Below are 18,115 nucleotides of genomic sequence, written 5' to 3' on the forward strand. Positions count from 1 at the left end.
CTGCCAGGGCGGCAAAAATCCGTTCCGGGCAGTCGTAAAAAAACAGCCCCTGCCGGTCCGAAGGGCCTGCAGGGACTGTGTGGGTGTGGCTGATCGCTGGGGGCCGCCGGAGCGGCCGTGGCCCGGAGAGGGGGCCTTGGGGAAAAATGTGGTGCGGAAAGCACTCACTCGTTGCCCTCGCTCCGGCTCTCGCTGGCGGGCAGGGGCAGCAGCAGGCGGAACAGGGCCCCGCCTTCGGGGCGGTTGGCCGCCGTGATCTGGCCGCCGCGACCGTGGGCAAGGCCCGTGGCCACGGAAAGGCCCAGGCCCGCAGCCCGCCCCGCCTGACGGTGGGTGGTGAAGAAGGGCTCGAAAATATGGGGCATGATGTCGTCAGCGATGCCGGTACCGCTGTCGGCCACCGAAAGTTCGTACCAGGTGGTGCCGTCGTCATCGGCGGGCAGCAGCCGGGCGCCGATGTCCAGCGTGCCGCCCTCAAGCATGGCGTCCAGAGCGTTTTCCACCAGATGCAGGCAGATCTGCTCCAGTTCCAGCGCGGAGCCCAGGGGACGGGGCGCCCCCTCGCCCCATTCCGGCGGGAAGTGCAGCCGGCAGGTCACCTTGAGGCTGTCCATGCGGCCCTGCAGCAGGGTCAGGACACGGGAGACCACGGCCTGCACGTCCATGGGCGCGCTGCGGGGGTCCAGGCCCACACCGGCCATGAGCAGCTTGCGGGTGATCTCGCGCACGCGCATGCTCTGGGTCACGATGGCCTTGAGGGACTCGCGCAGGTCCTCGATGTCGGGCAGGGCCTCGGCCTCGGGGCTGTCCAGGCTGTCGCCCATGAGGCCCGCGGCCTGAACGATGATGTTCAGGGGGTTGTTGACTTCGTGGGCCACACCTTCGGCGATGCGGCCCAGACTGCGCAGGCGGGCTTCTTCGGCCAGACGCCGGGCCTGGCGCCGGGACTCGGCCCGCTCCCGGGCCTTGCGGCATTCTTCCAGCACCGCATCCAGCGAGACGGGCTTGGCAAGCCAGTTGAGCGCGCCGCGCCGCATGGCCTTGACCGCCTGGCTCATCTCCGTGGCACCGGAGAGCATGACCACATCGGGACGCGGTTCATGTTCCTGCAGGAGCTTGAGCAGGGAGACGCCGTCCATACCCGGCAGGCAGACATCCAGGAAGACCAGATCCCATTCCTGCCGGGCGAGCATGCCCAGGGCCGTTTCCGCATCGCCGGCCACGGCAGCCTCGATACCGCGCAGCTCCAGGCGCTGTGCCAGCGGTTCGGCAAAGGCCTGTTCGTCGTCGACGATGAGTACACGCATGACGTCTTTCCCCCTTGCGACAATGCGTCAACATGATGCACGCCCGGAGCGTGCGGGATCTTTCCTGTCCGGCGGTGCTGCCGCCGGACAGGGGCAATGGCGGCCTAAAGCTTGTGCTCGGCCAGGAGGTCTTTTTCGTTGAGGACATCCTGAGCGGCGTCGAAATCGCCGCCTTCGGCCAGGCTGACGGCCACCATGGCGTTCTCCACCTTGTCGCGGTAGGCCATGCGGATGCTGTTCAGCAGCTCGTCGATGTCCATGGGTTTCTTAAGGAAGTTGTAGGCGCCCATGCGGTAGGCCGTCTGTTCTTCGGCATCACCGCCGTGACCGGTCAGGATGATGACCTGCACCTGGGGGTTGCTCTTCTTGACGCTGCGCAGCACTTCGAAACCGTCCATGCCGGGCATGCGCAGGTCCAGGACGATGACGTCGGTGGGCTCTTCAACGGCTTTGAGGGCCTGCGGGCCGTCATAGGCCACGCGCGCTGAAAAACCGCGCATGGCAAGGCGCTCGGCAAGCGTGTCCACAAACTGTTTTTCGTCGTCTACCAGCAGAATCTTGATCTCTTCCTTGCTCATGCCATTCTCCTTCACCCGGTGATGCCGGGAAAAATGTCGTTCTAGTCTTCACTTCCGCAAGCGGAAATGGAGAGGAAAAAGCGCTGTGCCGGATCGCGCCAGGGCATCAGCAGGGCCTGCCAGCCGGGCCGGGGCCGGGCGTTGAGCAGGGGGCTGCCCGTCAGGGCCGCCAGGGCCATGTCGCGATTGGCGCCGTCGCAAACTTCGATGATGATGCCTTCCACCTTGTTCTGGCGACCGGCGGAAAAGCGGAGCTTCACCTGCCCGCCCACGGAGGCGCACAGGTCGAAGATGTCCAGCAGGGCACGCAGCACCGCCAGGGCGGGCACGGCGGACCATACGGGTTCTTCGCTGTCGGCAGATTCCAGCACCATCTGCACGGCGCGGGCCCGACGGGCCGCCATGAGGCAGAAGGTGCTGGCCACACGCGCCAGGTCGCAGGGCGCGTTCTCGTTCTCGCTGTGGCTGACCTGGGCCAGGTACTCCATGCACTCGGCCAGGGCCGCGCCCCGCAGGATCTGCTGCTGGGCTTCCTTCAGGGCCTTGATGACGCGCGGGTCGGCGGACTTGTCGGCCCCGGCGGCCAGCTGCACCATGTCCTGCGCCAGTCCGGCGGATTCGCGGATCACGGCCAGCACATTGCGCATGTCGTGCGTGGCCGAGGCCAGCAGACGTCCCATGCATTGCGAATCGGTCATGCTACGCCCCCCTGGCCTTGTCGCTGCCGGTGCCGCCGGAACGGGCAGCGGCTTCCAGCGTTTCCAGGAACATGCCCAGGCTCAGCGGCTTGGTCAGGCAGGCGAAGGCACTGGCCACGGGGCTGTCGCCGGAATCGTCCACGGAGTCATGCCCCGTGAGCACGATGACCGGCAGGCCGGGGTACTTCTGGCGCACTTGCTGGAGGACGGCGTCCCCGGTCATGCCGGGCATGAGCAGATCCACCACCATCACGTCGGGCAGGGCCTCCGCGGCCGCCATTTCGTCCAGGGTGGTCAGGGCCGTCTTGCCGTCCAGGGCCACCCGTACTTCGATACCGCGCAGATCCAGACGTTCGGCCAGGGTCTCCACGAATTCCTTCTCGTCATCGGCCAACAATACACGCAGTGCCATCTCAAGCCTCCACAGGACGTTCCGGCGGTGTAAGCGGCAGCGTGATGCTGACCGTCGTGCCCTTGCCTTCGGTGCTGTCCACGGTGATCTCGCCGCCGAGACGGCGCACGATGCCGTAGGTGATAAACATGCCCAGACCGTTGCCCTTCTCCTTCTTGGTGGAATAGAAGGGCTCGAAGATGTGCTTGATCACTTCCGGGCTCATTCCCTTGCCGTTGTCGGTGACGCGCACCAGCAGCCCGCCGTTGGCCGTCTGGCTGCAGGCGATGTCCACCTTGCCGCCGTCAGGCACCGCATCCAGGGCATTGCCCATGATGTTGAGGAAGACCTGCTGCAGCTGGCCGCGGTCAGACACGATGTCCGGCAGGCCTTCGGCAAAGTCCGTGCCGATGGTCACGCCGCGGTTCTTGGCGCCGCGTTCCAGAAAGCCCATGGTCTCGGTCAGCACTTCGGGCACGCTCAGTTCCTGGCGGTTGGCCTCCATGCGCCGGGCAAAGCCCAGCAGACGGTGGGTGATGCCGCGGGCACGTTCCACGGTGCTCTCGATGGCCTCCAGCAGGCTGATGAGCCTGTCCTTGCGCTCGAAGTTGCCGCTCATGTGCAGCAGGTCGAGACCAAGGCCCGCCTTTTCGTTTATGACGGCCAGGGGGTTGTTGACCTCGTGGGCCACCCCGGCTGCCAGCCGGCCGATGGAGGAGAGCTTCTGGTTGTGTTCCATCTGGGCGAAGACCGCCACGCGGCGTTCGTCGCTGGCCTGCAGGCGTCCCACCAGATGCTTCATCAGCAGGTGCGAGACCAGCACGATGATGGCGATGCCGCCGCAGAAGACCAGCAGCAGTTCGCTGCGCAGGGCCGTCCAGGGTTTGTAGATGTCCAGGGTGGGCTTGACGGCCAGGAGCATGAAGTCCGTGCCCGCCAGGCTGGTATAGGCCACCATGAGATCCTGTCCGCTGTCGTCCTTCCAGGGCCGCACCGTGGTCTCGAAGGACTGGGGCGGCAGGGTCAGGGGCAGCTTGTCCAGCACCTTGCCGTAGAAACGGGAGTTGGTCTGGAGCACGCCCCGGCTGTCACAGAGGAAGGCGTCGGTATCCTGCATCAGGCCCACGGCCGCCACCAGGCGTTCCAGCCGGGAGGTGTCGATGGTCACGCGCAGGGTCCATTCCCGGCCGCTCTCTTCCATGCGGTGCACGGCGATGACCATGTGCGGGAAGCCGCGCAGCCCCAGGAAGACGTCGCTGATGTAGCGGCCCTTGACCTGGGCCTCGCTGAGCCAGGGTTGTCCGGCGTAGTCGGCGTCCTTGAGCTTGTAGGGGCCCACATAGGCCACCTGCCGCCCGTTCACATCCACCAGGCCCATGTCCACGAAGCCCTGGAACTCGCTCTTGAGCGCCAGGAAGACGCGGTTGAGGGTCTGCTCGTTGGTCAGGTCGTCAAAGCTGTAGGCATGGGCGATCAGACTGACGGTGGAGGCCCGCTCGCCGAGGAAAAGCTCCAGCGAGGCCTGCGATTTGCGCACCATGGCGTAGAGCGGGTTCTCCATCTCCCGTTCCAGGGTGCTCATGTACTGGGCGTGGTTGATACCGGTGAGGATCAGCAGCGGCGTCACCGACACCGTGACCATCAGGATGGTCATGATGCGCCGCAGTGAGCGGTAACGCGCTGGTGATACGGCGTCCGGCACTTCCAGCAGATGCCCGAAATACGCTTTGATTGCAGAAAACATGCGACCTCCCGCGCAGGAACGGCGCGGCCTGTGATCCGTCGGTCTAATGCCCGCCGCCCACCAGGATGCCGGAGGCGGCCAGCACCAGTACCAGCACTTCGAGGATGGCGATGACGCACAGCAGCCACTGCTTGCGACGCGCCAGGGAAAGCGCCAGCTGGGCGAAGCAGACGATGGTCAGGCCCGCCAGGATGATGATGCCCACAAAGTTGCAGATGTCGCCCTTGCCGATGAGGGCCAGCCAGCCCCAGCCCTGCGGGATGCTGCCGGCGGCACGGTAATCGGCGGCGCTGCCGGTCCACAGGCGCGGCAGGTCGTCCAGGGGGATCTGCGGGGTGAGGATGCCCGTCACGTACAGGACGTAGGTGATGAGCATGATCACGAAACCGATGAGAGAACCATAAAACAGAGTATCGGCATAGCGCAATTGCGCGGGCGAAGCCTGGATGTCATTCTTGTTCATTTTTCTGTCTCCTTCATGCCCGGCGGCTTACCAGCCCAGGCCCTTCAGCAGCGCCTTGGCGCCAGAGAAAAACAGCACGGCGATGACCATGATACGGATGAACTTGGGCTTGGCCTTGGCCAGCAGGCGCACACCCACCACGGAACCGAGCATCAGGCCCACGATGGACGGGATGGCCATCAGCGGGATCACGCAACCCTGGTTCAGGTAGACCCAGGCGGCGGAGGTATCGGTGATGGAAAGCAGGAACTTGGAGGTACCCACGCTGACCTTCAGCGGCACGCCCATGAGCAGGTTGAGCACGGGCACGTTGGCCCAGCCGGCGCCCAGACCGAACATACCGGCCATGATACCGATGACGATGAACAGCAGCAGACCGGCCAGGGTGCGGTGGGTCTTCCAGTCCACCACTTCACCGGTGCTGGGCTCAAGGAACACACCGTTCATGCCCAGGGCAAGGCCCACGGCGTCCTGCTTGTTGACCACGGGACGCACGGAGTTCTTGGAGAAGAAGAGCAGCACGGCGATGCCCAGGATGGTCACGCCAAGGCAGGTCTGGATGATGTCGGTGGGCAGGGCCAGGCCCAGCATGGCGCCCACGATGGAGCAGGCCGAGGCGATGAGGGCCACGGGCAGGGCCAGGCGCAGGTTGGCGAAGTTACGGCGCAGCAGACCGGGACCGGCAGCCAGAGCACCGGCCAGGGCCACCAGCAGGCCCGCGCCGCGGACGAAGTCCAGATGGAAGGGGAAGAAGCCCGAGACCAGCGGCACGAAGAGCACGCCGCCGCCCACACCGGCCATAACGGCGATGATGCCGAGGATGAAGCAGAAGAAGAGCAGCGCCACGGGCCAGAACCACCAGGGATGGTTGTCTACGACCTGAGCGGTCTGCACGTCGCCCGTGGTGGCAGCCACCGGCGAAGGCGTCACGGCCGCATCCTGGGCATCGGCCACGGTGACGACGCTCGTCTGGGCGGCAGGAGCCGTAGCGGCGGCATCGGCCGCCATGCTGATGGCCGGACAGGCCAGGACGAAGGTCAGGAAAAACAGAACGAGCCACTGCCCGGCAGTGGCTTTGACGGCACGGGCCGTCGTTGCAAGTGCGTTGCGCGCCATGTGATCCCCCTTTACTGTCTGGTGGGGCGATGCCCCACATGCATTCCTTTTGATGGCCTTACCCTACGCGCACGGCGGGGCGGCCGGTATCAGGAGAATCCTGAAATTGCGCCTCTCAGCGGACGATGTTCGGAAGATGCGATACAGGTGACTGCTTTTATTAGTTATTTTCTTCACAAAAAGATCTTTTCGCCCAGGTCCGGGCAGGAATATCCCCCAGAAGAGAGAGGCGGACATGGGGAAATCTCCCCATAGCGGCGGGGAAAGCCGCTTTTTTCCTGATGCTTTTTCCGGCATCCCCGGAGAGGGCCCTGAGCGCAGGAGGCACGGGCCTGAAATGCAGAGGGGCAAGAGGGAGAGGAGTAGAGGCCGGGGAACCTTTTTATAAGTTGGGACGAACCTTCGAAAACCAGGGACAGGTGAGCACAGGGCATGTGCTGCGCCGTCCTCCTCTGGCAACGCCCGCGACGGACAGGCGGAGGGCAGCAGGCCCGCCTGTTCGCGGCAACAGGGGGCAGGCACTCGGGACGGAAAAAGGCTGCCGGAACTGAGGGCGCAGGCAGCACGGCAGGCGTCCGGTCTGCGGCCCGCCGGGGCATGCCGGAGGGGCTTCACAGGACGCAGGACGGAAGAAAGCCCCCGCAGGGCAGGGGCTTTCCGTTCGGAAGGCGGACAGCGGCAGGATATGACGGATACCGCTGTGTGGTGGAGCAGGCAGGAGGGGGGATCCCCTGCTTCAGATGCTATCCTTCGGCGGCCGGTTCCTTCTTGAGGGAGCGCAGGTAGGCCAGGGTCTCGGCCTTGACCACCGGGGTCAGCATGATGAGGCCTATAAGGTTGGGGAAGGCCATGAGGGCGTTGAAGATGTCGGACAGGGTCCAGACCAGATCCAGCTTCATGGACGCGCCCAGACCCACGGAGATGATGAAGGCCCAGCGATAGGGGATGATGGCCTTGCTGCCCAGCAGGTATTCGATGGCCTTTTCACCGTAGTAGCTCCAGCCGAGGATGGTGGAGTAGGCGAAGAGGATGATGCCGATGGTCACGATAAGGCCGCCCAGTTCGCCGGGCAGGCCCGTCTCGAAGGCATAGGAGGTGAGGGGGGCGCCGTTCTTGCCGGAAGTCCAGACGCCGGTGACGAGGATGACCAGGCCGGTCATGGAGCAGACCACCAGGGTGTCGATGAAGGTCTGGGTCATGGAGATGAGGGCCTGCACCACGGGCTGGCTGGTGCGGGCGGCCGCGGCGGCGATGGGGGCGGAACCCAGGCCGGATTCGTTGGAGAACAGGCCGCGGGCCACGCCCAGACGAATGGCCATCATCACCGTGGCACCGGCAAAGCCGCCGGTGGCCGCCACAGGCTGGAAGGCGCTGGACACGACCATGGCCAGGACGCCGGGGATCTCGGTGATGTGCATGAGGATCACCGCCAGAGCGCCCAGCACATAGAGAGCGATCATGACGGGCACCAGCAGGGCGGTCACGCGACCGATGCTGCGCACACCGCCGATGATGACGGCGGCGGTCAGGCCCATGAGCACGATGCCGGTGATGCCGGGAGCGATGGAAAAGCTGTGGTTGAGGGCGTCAGCCACGGAATTGGACTGTACCATGCTGCCGATGCCGAAGGTGGCGATGGCCGCGAAGAAGGCAAAGAGCGTGGCCAGCCATTTCCAGCCCAGCCCGCGCGAGATGTAGTACATGGGGCCGCCGCTGAAGGTGCCGTTCTCGTTCTGCACGCGGTATTTCACGGCCAGCACGGCTTCGGCGTACTTGGTGGCCATGCCCACAAGGCCGGTCATCCACATCCAGAACAGCGCACCGGGGCCGCCGATGTAGATGGCCGTGGCCACACCGGCAATATTACCGGTGCCCACGGTGGCCGAAAGGGCCACCATCAGGGCCTCGAAGTTGGAGATGTCGCCCTGGGCCTTCCTGTCGGGGGTCTTGCGGACGATGAGGGTGAATGCGTGGATCAGATGACTGAACTGCAGGGCTCGCAGGGAAAAGGTCAGCCACAGGCCCGTGCCGACCAGAAGGATCATCAATGGCCATCCCCAGACATACCCAGAAACCATGTTCAAGAAATCCAGCATGTTCCCTCCCGGAAAAGAGGCCGCAGCCGCGTACCTCCCGGCGCTTTTGCATTAAACTGAATACGCCGTTGTTTACAAATATTAAACCATGCTATAAAATTTTTTTGCGACTGCAAAGGGGTTTCAGCCGCAAAAGCTCACATCTTTCACATTTCATCCAAGGCCGCTCCTGCGGGGATGATCCGGGGAGCGGACACGGGGGGAACCATGATCCGTTCACTTCTGTCCTGCCTGCTGATGCTGCAGGTGCTGCTTTTTTCCCTTCAGGTCGCCACGGTACAGGCCCGTGCTGATGCCGCCACGGAATACCAGATCCAGACCTTCCCGCTGGAGCGCAACGGCATCGCCCTGCATCTGCAGCGTCTGGCTGTGGCCGGGACGCAGCCCCAGCGCCAGATCCTGCTGGTGCACGGCCTGACCTATTCTTCGCATGAATTTGACGTGAACTATGCCGACTACAGCCTGGCCCGCTACCTTGCCTCGCGCGGCTTCGCTGTCTGGACCTTCGACGTGGCCGGTTACGGCGATTCCCAGGAAGTGGAAGACGGCTTCATGCCCAATTCTGACTATGCCGCCGAGGATGCCGCGGCCGCCGCGGCCGAGATCCTCAAGGTCTCCGGCCAGAAGAAGCTGGATGTGCTGGGCTGGAGCTGGGGCACCGTCACCAGCAGCCGTTTCGTGGCCCGTCATCCCGAGATGGTGAAGAAGCTGGTGCTGTATGCGCCCATCATGGTGGGCCTGGGCGCCGCTGAAGTGAAGGTTCCCTTCAACCACAATACCTGGCTGCATGCCGCTGGCGACTTCCAGACCACCAAGGACGGCGCCATCGACTACACCATCGTGGATCCGCAGGTGGTGGCCGTGTTCCAGTCCAACTGCTGGCGTTATGACAAGGACTCCAGCCCCAACGGCGGCCGCCGCGACCTGCTGGTCTCCGCGGAGACGCCCCTCATCGACCCCGCTTCCATCCAGGTGCCCACCCTGGTCATCGGCGGGGACAAGGACCCGTACCTGAACCTCGACAGCATGCGCGCTGCCATGAACAAGCTGCCTTCCGGCTCCAAGCTGGATATCATGCCCGGCGCCGCCCATGCCATGATGATGGAAAAGCCCTATTACAAGGAGTTCCGCCAGAAGGTGGTGGAGTTTTTGGAACATTAGCCCCGGACTGCGACAGGCCGGGATCCCGGCTTGACGGAAAAGCCCAGTCATGACATACCGCCCCGTCCATCAGCTCGTGCCGATAAACGGGGCGGTATCATTTCAGGGAAGAATGGGACACGACAGCGTGTTCGACGTACCGGAGCACGGCTGTCTGTTATGCGGGCAAGCTGCCGGTCTTCACACCGGGATGGGGCGCATTACAGGATGTTCCGGGAAATGCCCCTCCTTCCCGGCTTTGAGCAGGCTGCTACGCTTCCATCTCCACAGGCAGGCCGAGCATGGCGCGGCGCAGCATGTCCAAGGCGTGGCTGGCGGCGCGCTGGCGGGTCCAGGCCCGGCCCATGTAACGGCCGTGGGGACGCATGACGCGTAGCCAGGTCTGCCGGCCGTTGCTGAGGGCGATGTATACCAGCCCCACAGGCTTGGTGGCCGTGGCGCCGCCGGGGCCCGCGATGCCGGAGATGCCGACGCCCCAGGTGCTGCCGTAGCGGATGCAGGCCTGTTCGGCCATGCAGCGGGCCACTTCGGGACTGACGGCTCCCACGCTGGCCAGCAGGTCTTCGGGAACGCCCAGCAGTCGGGTCTTGGCTTCGTTGGCATAGGTCACGACCCCTTGATGGAAGACCGACGACGCACCGGCCACGTCGGTGATGCGCTTGGCCAGCAGGCCGCCCGTGCAGGATTCGGCCGTGGTCAGGGTCTCGCCGCGTTGCAGCAGCAGGGGGACGACGACGCTTTCCAGATTTTCTACGTCCACGCCGTAGACGTGCTCGCCCAGACGACGGCAGACGGCATCCCGCACGGGAACCACCAGCTGTGCGGCCTCTTCGGCGGTGGCGGCCTTGGCCGTGATGCGCACGAACATCTCGCCGTCGGTGGCGTAGGTGGCCACTGTGGGGTTGGCGGCATCGGTCATGTCGCGCAGCCGCAGTTCGGCATCGCCTTCCCCCAGGGCAAAGGTGCGCACCATGCTGGAGTGGATGCAGGCCCCGGTCTTTTGGGCAAGCCAGGGCACGACCTCGTCATGCAGCATGGGCAAAAGCTCGGACGGCGGGCCGGGCAGGAGGATGACCAGCTTGCCGTCTTCCGCAGGCGCGGCGCAGCCCGGGGCCGTGCCCACACTGTTGGCAAAGGCGTGGCTGCCGCGCGGCAACCAGGCCTGCTTGTACTGGTTCTCGCCCACGGGCCGGTCACCAAAGTATTCCCGTAGCCTGCGCAGGCTGTCCGCATCCTCTTCCAGCGGCAGGCCCAGGACACGGGCCACGGTCTCCTTGGTCAGATCGTCGTTGGTAGGGCCCAGGCCGCCGGTGGTGATGACCAGGTCGCTGCGCTGCAGGGCGGCGCGCAGGCATTCTTCCAGGCGGGCGGCGTTGTCGCCCACCACGCAGGCATGGTGCAGGTCGATGCCCAGGGAAGAGAGGGCGCGGGCCACATGGGCGGCGTCCGTATTGATGGTGTGGCCGAGCAAAAGCTCGGTACCCACGGCAATGATCTCGGCTTTCATGCTATGTTCCTTGTCTGTGGGGATGCGTCGGGGGCGGGCTCAGGCGGTGAAGACGCCGGTCAGCCAGCGGCGGAAGAAATCTTGTCCGGCGGCCGCGGCACGGTTGCCCAGATCGTGGGCATCCTGCCGGATGGCCGCCACGTCCAGACGGGCGGCGGACAGTTCGCAGGCATGGCCCATGAGCCAGTGTTCCATGCGGGCGGCATCGGCCTCGGCATGGAATTGCAGGGCCAGCTGGCCTGCCCCTGCCTGAAACGCCTGATGGGGCGTGATGTCCGTGGAGGCCAGCAGGGTGGTGGCGGGCGGCAGGTCGAAGGTATCGCCGTGCCAGTGCAGCACGGGGGCCCCGTGCAGAGCCGCCAGTGGTGAGGCTTCTCCGGCTTCCGTCAGCTGCAGGCCGCCCCAGCCGATCTCCTTGGCCTTGCCCGCATAGACTGCCGCGCCTAGGGCCTGTGCCATGAGCTGGGCGCCCAGGCAGATGCCCAGCAGGGGCCGTCCTTCGCCCAGGCGGCTGTGGACGAGCTCCAGTTCACGGGAAAGGAAGGGATAGGCCGCCCCGTCGTGGACGCCCATGGGGCCGCCCAGGACGATGCACAGATCGGCAGCGCGCCAGTCCCGTGCATCCGGGAGGCCATCCGCCACATGGCAGGCCTGTATGGTCCAGCCTGCTTCAAGGAGTACGGGCGCGAATGTCCCAAGATCTTCAAAAGCCAGATGTTGCAGTACGCAGCAGCGCATGGGGACCTCCTGTGAGGGAGCGTCGTCCGGTGTCATGGAAGGTACGGGCGCTCCCGCTGCCCCCTGTCATACACGCGGAATGCCGGGAGGGAAAGGCTTGCTCCCTCCATGCGCTTTTGATAGAAAATCATGTATGATACCCGGGATGACCCTATGAGTGATGTACCTTTACCGGCTGACTGGTATGAATCCCATGTCATGGGTGCCGCAGACCCCCTTTGGCAGTGGGACGTCCACAGTGACCGCATCGTCCTGAACCCGGAGGCCGCCAACCTGTTGCAAGGCGGGGCGGTGAATGGGTACCGGGGCGAATGCGGGGCCTTCTGTGACGGGCTTGCCGAAGACAGGCAGGAAAGCGTCCGGCAGCTCTTCGGCAGCCTGCGCCGCTCTTCCTTCGACAGTGCCATGGAGATCCTGCAGACCGTGGGCGAGGACATCATCTGCTGCCGGGCCATCGTGCTGGAGCGTTTTTCCTGCGGCACGCCCCGCCTGCTGGTCGGGGCCCTGACCAGGTTGGACGGCAGGGGATGGTGGCATGAGAGCGGCGCGGAAGGCCGGTGGATCTATGATTGCGCCCGGGAGGAATATACGCTGGACAGGAACTGTGCCCGGCTGCTCCGCCTTCCCGGCAGCGTCGGCCTGCGTCTGCCCCGCCAGACCATCCGGGACATGCTGGGGTCCGATGCCACACGCTTTTTTTCCAGCCGCTTTTCCCGGCTCCTGAACGCCCGTGACCATGACGGCAGCTTCGTGGAGCGCGTACTGCTGCATCTGCCGGACGGCAGCCGTAAAAATTTTCTGGTTTCCGGCACTCTTGTGGGCCATGACGATTCCGGGCAGCCCGTCTATGTGACGGGGAACCTCGTGCAGCGGGACGGGGAAGAACCTCAGGAGGCCCTTTCCAGCAAAAGTTGCGAGATTTCCCTCATGGCCCTGTTCGGCAGTGGTGACGGCCTGTGGGACTGGAACATGGAGACCAACACCATCTATTACAGTCCCCGGTACATCGCCATGCTGGGCTATGACCGGAGCATGTTCGGCAACACCTTCGAAAGCTGGCGGGACAAGCTGCATCCCGATGAGCGTCCGGCGGTTCTGAAGCGGCAGATGGATGTCATCATGTCGCCCCGTTACGGCGACAGCTACGAACAGTCCTTCCGCATGCTCAAGGCAGACGGCACCTACTGCTGGATACTGAGCCGTGCCCGCGTCCTGCGGCGCAACGCTCATGGCCGCGCCACGCGTCTTATTGGCCTGCATACGGACATCACCACCACCCAGGGAGAGCGCGACCGGCTGGCGGAGATGATCGAATACGATCCTCTGACGGACGCCCACAGCCTGGTCTATTTCCATAACGAGCTGGACCGGCTGGACATGCAGCCGGGCAAGGTGGGCAGCATCATCAGCTGCGACGTCAACGGACTGAAACTGATCAACGACTATCTGGGACACGACACCGGCAACAGCATGTTGCAGACGGCCGCCCGTCTGCTGCGGAGCTCGCTGCGTTCCACGGACTGCGTAGCCCGGCTGGGCGGTGACGAGTTCGCCGTGCTGCTGCCCCAGTGCAATCTGCGCGATGCCGCGCGGGTCCTGGAAAAGATCAGGGCAGTGTTTCGACATTACAACGAACATTCCGGCAATGTGCCGGTCATCATGTCCTTTGGCCTTTCCGGTGCGGAGGAGGCGCCCTCCCTGCGGGAGGTCCTTGCCCTGGCCGACCGCCGGATGCTCCACGAAAAGCACGGCAGCCGGCTGGTTTCCGGCCATGCCATCAAGGCCTGGATAGAAAAACGCAAGGATTGCGTGGTATCCCTGGAGGAGAGCCGATATGATGGGTGAAGCGCCCGACCCCAATACAGTCATCGTGGATCCCCGCGAAGGCGGGCAGAAGCTGCTGCAATTCCTGCAGCGGCGCCTGGACCTGCCGCCGTCGCTGCTGCATCGCTGGATCCGTACGGGTCAGGTCCGCATCAATGGTGGCCGGGCAAAACCGTTCGGCCTGGTGGCCGCGGGCGACAGTGTGCGTCTGCCTCCCTTTGCTCTGGGCATGAGCCGCCGGAGCAAGGCCACGGGAGGTCAGTCCTCCCCGGAGCAGGGGCATGAGCCGCGCCAGAGGACGCAGTCCCTGCCCCCGGCTCCTCGTCCCCTGCAGAAGGACGGGGACCTCTGGGTCTTCTGCAAACCGGCCGGTTTGCCCACGCATCCCGGCACCGGTCATGAGGACAGTCTGTCCAGCCGTCTGGCGGCCCGGGCGGGGGATGCTCCCTTCAAGCCTACGCCTGTCCATCGTCTGGACAAGGACACCTCGGGCATCCTGCTGGTGGCTGCCAGTTTTTCCGTCCTGCGCGAGCTGACCACGGCTCTGCGTGAACGGCGGATGAAAAAAGAATACCTGGCCTGGGTGGAAGGGCGCTGGCCCCATGCAGGGGTGCGCCTGTTCCGGCACTGGCTGCGCAAGGAGGCCGATAACGGCCGGGAACAGATGCATGTCCGGAAGACCGGCGCACCGGCCAATGGGGAGACGGAAGCTCTGCTGCTGGTCCGCCCCGTACGCGTGGAAGAGCGGCGCAGCCTGCTCCTGGTACGGTTGCTGACCGGCCGAACCCATCAGATCCGGGCCCAGCTTTCCTCCCTGGGGCATCCCATCGAGGGGGACGTCAAATACGGGGCCCGCGGGCGTGCCGCCGGGACGCCCATGTACCTGCATGCCATGCGGGTCATCCTGCCGGACGGACGGCGTTTCGCCTGCCTGCCCGACTGGCCCGCCGACAGGCTGCCGCAGGCCGTGCCGGACGAGATCGACGAGGCAACGGCCCGGCAAGGGAATTGAATCCTGAGATGACCATAAAGAAAGGGGACGGCATCATGCCGTCCCCTTTTTGTTTGCCTGTTGCCTTGCCGGAAGGGGAGCGCCCTGCTGGCAAAGGACTTTTTCGCTCGCGTTAGCGGGGCAGGGGCACGTTGGTCTGGAAACCGGTGGCCAGACATTTGGCCACATGGGCGCCGCTGCCGTCATAGACGTTGACGTCGTAGGTGAGCACGTGGGCGCCGTTGCGCACTAGACGGGCTTCAGCCTTGAGGGGGCTGACCATACCGGGGCGCAGGTACTCGATGGTAGTGGACAGGCTGACCACACCGTGGTCGTTGCCGGCATTGGCCGCACAGCCGAAGGCCACGTCGGCCAGGGAGAAGATGGCGCCGCCGTGGGCCACGCCCATGCCGTTCTTGTGGTTCTCGGTGATGGGCATGGTCACGCGGGCGTATTCACGGCTGACCTCTTCGATGCACATATCAAGATGACGCACGAGCTTGTCGTGCTTGCGGACATAACATTCCATGTGGACTCCTTGCCCCGCCGGGCGGGGGATAAAAAAGGCCGGAAGAACTTCCGGCCTTAGTGACTAGTAACAGTTCTTTTTTGCGTATATTACGCTACTTGCTGGATGCCGTCCAGCTTCCAGGTGCCGCCGTCGAGCTCGCGGACAAAATGCCAGATCTCGCGCATATTGGAGGGCGTGGGCTGATCGGGACGTTCGCGCATGAGGACATCGAAGTAGACCTGGGCGCGCTGTTCCTTGTCTTCATTGACCACGCTCAGGAGCTGGGCGTTGACCAGCAGGATCTCGGTCTTGCTGGGTTCCGTTTCTTCGGCCAGCTGCTGACGCACGGCGTCCATGACGGCCGGGCTGGCGAACTGGGCGATATCGTTGAGATCACGGCTGTCCCAGGCGGCCTGGAGACGGTTGTAAGCCATCTTGGCGCCGCGCAGGAATTCTTCGGCATCGAAGTCGGCGGGCATGGGGATGACCACTTCGGGCTGGCTGTTGTAGGCGTTGTTCTGGCTGCTCAGGGTGTCCCAGCCGGAGGCCGCGGTATCGTTGCGCTGCAGGGGGGGCTCCATGCCGCCCATGGGAGCATTGCCGGCACCGGCGGGCGCGGCGGTGGCCTTGTTGCGGGCACGGGCAAAGAGCTTCAGGCCCACGAAGAGCAGGATGCCGAGCAGCAGGATGTCCATGATGCCGCCACCGGAGAAGCCGCCGCCGAAGAGCAGGGAGCCGATGAGCGAACCGGCCAGAAGACCGCCGAGCAGGCCACCCATACCGCCAAGAAAGCCCTTGCGCTGGGGCTGCTGGGCCTGGGCCGCCTGCTGGCGCTGCTGCGTGGACTGGCGCTGCATGGCGCTGGGGGCCTGGGCAGGCTGGGACATGGAAGGACGGCTGCCGAAAGACCGCCCCCCGCCCAGACGGGCCGCATCGGCCGTGTCGGGCAGGGCATACATACAGGCGCCTCCCAGCATGATGAGCATGGTCAGGATAGCTTTGATCTTCATTGATGTCTCCGTAAGGGTGAAAGATGCGTTTAGGCTTCTTTTCTCAATACCATGTACTATAGCTGGCTTGGGCAAAAAGGCAAGGCCCGCAAGGCTCTCCCGGAGGGAAGGGCAGGGCTGCCCGAAGATAATCGCGGGAAATACCTGCTGAAAAAAGTGTATTTTCGGCCTACCGGTTCTTGTCGGGCTGTTCCGCCGCATCCACGTACAGCCAGAGGACGCTCCCCACGATCAAAGGCGTAGGCTGGCCGTCAGGGCCCTTGAGGGGCTGGCCGGGCACCTCTACCACGCAGCACCACCAACCGGGCGCCCCGGGGATGAAGGTGAACTGGCCATTGGCGTCGGTACGGGCTTCCAGATCATGCTGCCAGGGCAGGGTGCCTGGCTTTTTTTCCGTACGGATGCGGTCCATGTACACACGGGCATTGACCAGGGGGCCGTCAGGCCCCAGGGCCTTGCCCGTAAAGCAGCTTCCTGCGGTCAGGCCGAAAGGCCGGGTCAGGGGCAGGATCTCCAGGCGCAGCCCGGCGGGCCGCTCCCAGCCGTCTTCCACACCGCAGACCGGCAGGATGCTCTTGACGTACTGCTGTTCGAAGCACTGCCGTTCCGCATTAAGGCGAGGACGGGTCTCAGTGATGAACTGGTAGAGGCCGGGTTGATCGATGGCCACATTGGCGCCCCAGGCCTTGGTATCCAGGTACAGGCTTTCTTCCATGTCGCCCAGCAGGTCACGACGTTCAGGCTGGGGCGTCCCGTTGACGAAACGAGTCCCGGCATCATGGCGCAGCACGGCGAAGAGCTGCGGCATGTCCATGGGCTGGGCGGCATGTTCTCTGGGACGCATCAGGCTGATGAGCATGTCCACCTCCGCATTGAGCGGCGGCGGGGCGGGCTGGGCGGCAGCCTGGGTCTTGTTCTCCTCTCCGGCGGCAGCTGTGGCAGGGGCATCCTTGCCGCTGTCGGCGTTGCTCTTGGCTTCTTTGGCGGCGGGCGCTTTGGCAGCCTGTGTTTCCGTGCCTTTTTTCTCGGCAGGAACGTCGATGACGGTACGGCTGGGGATGAGCAGGGTGACTTCGGCGCGGGCCGGGGCAGGGACAGTGAGGGAGACGGCCAGGGACAGCATACAGCCCAGCAGGGCGGCACGTGGCAGTGACATGCTTCAATCCTTATTTTATGGGTAATATAGGGCAGATGTAGCAATTTTCCCCATTTTTGTCATGCGCCATTTCCAGAGGCGGCTTAGGGACGGGGCGTCCGCGCTAGGGCCAGGACATCCACACGGGCGGCCCCGGCACGGCGCAGTTCGGCGCAGGCGGCCCGCAGGGTGCTGCCGGTGGTGATGATGTCGTCCACCAGCCACAGGTGCAGCCCCCGGACGTCGACAGCCTGAAAGCTCCCGGCGGCGTTGCGCTGCCGCTGGGACGCGGTGAGCCCTGTTTGGTGAGGGGTATCCGCCGGACGCCGCAGCAGCTCGGGACGGACAGGAAGGGAGAGTAAAAGTCCCAGCGCCACGGCCAGTTCATGGGCCTGGTTGTACCCGCGCCGGCGCAAATGATCCTTGTGCTGGGGAATGCCCAGGACCGCGTCGGGCAGGGGCAGACAGGAGGCGGCATCGACCAGCATCCCGGCCAGCAGGAATGCCAGAGCCGGCTTGCCGCCGTGCTTGAAACGCAAGATGAGCTGGCGTAATGGCCCGCGGTACTGGCCGTGCAGTGCCAGCCCCTGCCAGGGAGGCGGGGAAGCCAGGCAATCTCCGCACAGCAGCGGCTGCCCGGCGGCAGGCCAGGGCATGGGCAGCCCGCAGGCCCGGCAGCGGCCCCCCACGTACGGGCCCAGGGCCCGGGCACAGGAGGGGCAGAGGCCATGGGCCGGCATCCCGGCCTCCGGGCCGAAGGCATTCGCTCCTTCCTCATCCACAGGCGTGCCGCAGACAGGGCAGCGGTGTTCGGTGAATCCCAGCAGACGGGCCAGTCGGAGCAG

17 protein-coding genes are annotated in these 18,115 nt (G+C 64.8%); 3 read left to right on the forward strand and 14 right to left on the reverse strand.

What is annotated here, in order from left to right:
- Positions 1–164 precede the first annotated feature (164 nt).
- The 8 genes from ACQRBR_RS03570 to ACQRBR_RS03605 all read right to left on the reverse strand — a co-directional run bounded on the left by ACQRBR_RS03570 (position 165) and on the right by ACQRBR_RS03605 (position 8,393).
- Positions 165–1,307 (reverse strand): sensor histidine kinase, encoded by a 1,143-nt coding sequence (locus tag ACQRBR_RS03570; RefSeq protein ID WP_427812333.1) that lies wholly within the window; start codon positions 1,305–1,307, stop codon positions 165–167.
- A gap of 104 nt (positions 1,308–1,411) precedes the next feature.
- Positions 1,412–1,885, reverse strand: coding sequence for a response regulator (locus tag ACQRBR_RS03575; RefSeq protein WP_006003526.1), 474 nt, complete (start codon positions 1,883–1,885; stop codon positions 1,412–1,414).
- A 41-nt stretch (positions 1,886–1,926) separates the two neighbouring features.
- Positions 1,927–2,583 (reverse strand): sensor histidine kinase, encoded by a 657-nt coding sequence (locus ACQRBR_RS03580; RefSeq protein ID WP_303880270.1) that lies wholly within the window; start codon positions 2,581–2,583, stop codon positions 1,927–1,929.
- A gap of 1 nt (position 2,584) precedes the next feature.
- Positions 2,585–2,995 carry a response regulator gene (locus ACQRBR_RS03585; protein ID WP_303880267.1) on the reverse strand — a complete coding sequence of 137 codons (411 nt, stop codon included), beginning with the start codon at positions 2,993–2,995 and terminating at the stop codon, positions 2,585–2,587.
- 1 nt (position 2,996) lies between these two features.
- Positions 2,997–4,718, reverse strand: a complete 1,722-nt coding sequence (locus ACQRBR_RS03590) for a sensor histidine kinase (RefSeq protein WP_303880266.1) — start codon at positions 4,716–4,718, stop codon at positions 2,997–2,999.
- Positions 4,719–4,761: 43 nt separating this feature from the next.
- Positions 4,762–5,181 (reverse strand): DUF1634 domain-containing protein, encoded by a 420-nt coding sequence (locus ACQRBR_RS03595; protein ID WP_168935211.1) that lies wholly within the window; start codon positions 5,179–5,181, stop codon positions 4,762–4,764.
- A 27-nt stretch (positions 5,182–5,208) separates the two neighbouring features.
- Positions 5,209–6,297: a sulfite exporter TauE/SafE family protein gene (locus ACQRBR_RS03600; protein ID WP_303880265.1), complete on the reverse strand. Its 1,089-nt coding sequence runs from the start codon at positions 6,295–6,297 to the stop codon at positions 5,209–5,211.
- A 743-nt stretch (positions 6,298–7,040) separates the two neighbouring features.
- Complete coding sequence (locus ACQRBR_RS03605; RefSeq protein ID WP_427812334.1) at positions 7,041–8,393, reverse strand: alanine/glycine:cation symporter family protein; 1,353 nt, start codon at positions 8,391–8,393, stop codon at positions 7,041–7,043.
- 207 nt (positions 8,394–8,600) lie between these two features.
- Between ACQRBR_RS03605 and ACQRBR_RS03610 the strand changes: the two genes are divergently transcribed.
- A complete protein-coding gene (locus tag ACQRBR_RS03610; protein WP_303880258.1) occupies positions 8,601–9,554 on the forward strand; it encodes an alpha/beta fold hydrolase in 954 nt (317 codons plus the stop codon).
- Positions 9,555–9,804: 250 nt separating this feature from the next.
- Here the strand turns inward: ACQRBR_RS03610 and ACQRBR_RS03615 are convergent, their stop codons facing one another.
- Both ACQRBR_RS03615 and ACQRBR_RS03620 read right to left on the reverse strand, forming a co-directional pair.
- Entirely contained in the window at positions 9,805–11,061 is a 1,257-nt protein-coding gene (locus tag ACQRBR_RS03615; RefSeq protein WP_427812335.1) for a competence/damage-inducible protein A, read from the reverse strand.
- Between the two features lie 39 nt (positions 11,062–11,100).
- A complete protein-coding gene (locus ACQRBR_RS03620) occupies positions 11,101–11,799 on the reverse strand; it encodes a glutamine amidotransferase (protein ID WP_427812336.1) in 699 nt (232 codons plus the stop codon).
- Between the two features lie 153 nt (positions 11,800–11,952).
- Between ACQRBR_RS03620 and ACQRBR_RS03625 the strand changes: the two genes are divergently transcribed.
- Both ACQRBR_RS03625 and ACQRBR_RS03630 read left to right on the forward strand, forming a co-directional pair.
- Complete coding sequence (locus ACQRBR_RS03625; RefSeq protein ID WP_427812337.1) at positions 11,953–13,644, forward strand: diguanylate cyclase domain-containing protein; 1,692 nt, start codon at positions 11,953–11,955, stop codon at positions 13,642–13,644.
- A complete protein-coding gene (locus ACQRBR_RS03630; protein WP_303880248.1) occupies positions 13,634–14,635 on the forward strand; it encodes an RluA family pseudouridine synthase in 1,002 nt (333 codons plus the stop codon). The genes ACQRBR_RS03625 and ACQRBR_RS03630 overlap by 11 nt, the downstream gene beginning before the upstream one ends.
- 112 nt (positions 14,636–14,747) lie before the next feature.
- On the opposite strand, the gene ACQRBR_RS03635 is transcribed toward ACQRBR_RS03630, so the two are convergent.
- The 4 genes from ACQRBR_RS03635 to ACQRBR_RS03650 form a co-directional block, all read right to left on the reverse strand.
- On the reverse strand, positions 14,748–15,143 hold the full coding sequence (locus ACQRBR_RS03635) for a PaaI family thioesterase (RefSeq protein WP_168935203.1): 396 nt from the start codon (positions 15,141–15,143) through the stop codon (positions 14,748–14,750).
- Positions 15,144–15,232: 89 nt separating this feature from the next.
- Entirely contained in the window at positions 15,233–16,135 is a 903-nt protein-coding gene (locus tag ACQRBR_RS03640) for a Tim44 domain-containing protein (protein ID WP_427812338.1), read from the reverse strand.
- Positions 16,136–16,304: 169 nt separating this feature from the next.
- Positions 16,305–17,291: a DUF4198 domain-containing protein gene (locus tag ACQRBR_RS03645; RefSeq protein ID WP_427812339.1), complete on the reverse strand. Its 987-nt coding sequence runs from the start codon at positions 17,289–17,291 to the stop codon at positions 16,305–16,307.
- 83 nt (positions 17,292–17,374) lie between these two features.
- Positions 17,375–18,010, reverse strand: a complete 636-nt coding sequence (locus ACQRBR_RS03650) for a ComF family protein (RefSeq protein ID WP_427812340.1) — start codon at positions 18,008–18,010, stop codon at positions 17,375–17,377.
- Between the last annotated feature and the right edge of the window lie 105 nt (positions 18,011–18,115).

Source organism: Desulfovibrio sp. SGI.133 (genome assembly GCF_050313955.1).
In the GTDB taxonomy this organism is placed as follows: Bacteria; Desulfobacterota; Desulfovibrionia; order Desulfovibrionales; family Desulfovibrionaceae; genus Desulfovibrio.

Bases quoted from the DNA above. Each gene is read 5' to 3' on its own strand.
- ACQRBR_RS03570 (WP_427812333.1), bottom strand. From the start codon at position 1,307: ATGCGTGTACTCATCGTCGACGACGAACAGGCCTTTGCCGAACCGCTG.
- ACQRBR_RS03575 (WP_006003526.1), bottom strand. From the start codon at position 1,885: ATGAGCAAGGAAGAGATCAAGATTCTGCTGGTAGACGACGAAAAACAG.
- ACQRBR_RS03580 (WP_303880270.1), bottom strand. From the start codon at position 2,583: ATGACCGATTCGCAATGCATGGGACGTCTGCTGGCCTCGGCCACGCAC.
- ACQRBR_RS03585 (WP_303880267.1), bottom strand. From the start codon at position 2,995: ATGGCACTGCGTGTATTGTTGGCCGATGACGAGAAGGAATTCGTGGAG.
- ACQRBR_RS03590 (WP_303880266.1), bottom strand. From the start codon at position 4,718: ATGTTTTCTGCAATCAAAGCGTATTTCGGGCATCTGCTGGAAGTGCCG.
- ACQRBR_RS03595 (WP_168935211.1), bottom strand. From the start codon at position 5,181: ATGAACAAGAATGACATCCAGGCTTCGCCCGCGCAATTGCGCTATGCC.
- ACQRBR_RS03600 (WP_303880265.1), bottom strand. From the start codon at position 6,297: ATGGCGCGCAACGCACTTGCAACGACGGCCCGTGCCGTCAAAGCCACT.
- ACQRBR_RS03605 (WP_427812334.1), bottom strand. From the start codon at position 8,393: ATGCTGGATTTCTTGAACATGGTTTCTGGGTATGTCTGGGGATGGCCA.
- ACQRBR_RS03610 (WP_303880258.1), top strand. From the start codon at position 8,601: ATGATCCGTTCACTTCTGTCCTGCCTGCTGATGCTGCAGGTGCTGCTT.
- ACQRBR_RS03615 (WP_427812335.1), bottom strand. From the start codon at position 11,061: ATGAAAGCCGAGATCATTGCCGTGGGTACCGAGCTTTTGCTCGGCCAC.
- ACQRBR_RS03620 (WP_427812336.1), bottom strand. From the start codon at position 11,799: ATGCGCTGCTGCGTACTGCAACATCTGGCTTTTGAAGATCTTGGGACA.
- ACQRBR_RS03625 (WP_427812337.1), top strand. From the start codon at position 11,953: ATGAGTGATGTACCTTTACCGGCTGACTGGTATGAATCCCATGTCATG.
- ACQRBR_RS03630 (WP_303880248.1), top strand. From the start codon at position 13,634: ATGATGGGTGAAGCGCCCGACCCCAATACAGTCATCGTGGATCCCCGC.
- ACQRBR_RS03635 (WP_168935203.1), bottom strand. From the start codon at position 15,143: ATGGAATGTTATGTCCGCAAGCACGACAAGCTCGTGCGTCATCTTGAT.
- ACQRBR_RS03640 (WP_427812338.1), bottom strand. From the start codon at position 16,135: ATGAAGATCAAAGCTATCCTGACCATGCTCATCATGCTGGGAGGCGCC.
- ACQRBR_RS03645 (WP_427812339.1), bottom strand. From the start codon at position 17,291: ATGTCACTGCCACGTGCCGCCCTGCTGGGCTGTATGCTGTCCCTGGCC.
- ACQRBR_RS03650 (WP_427812340.1), bottom strand. From the start codon at position 18,010: ATGCCGGCCCATGGCCTCTGCCCCTCCTGTGCCCGGGCCCTGGGCCCG.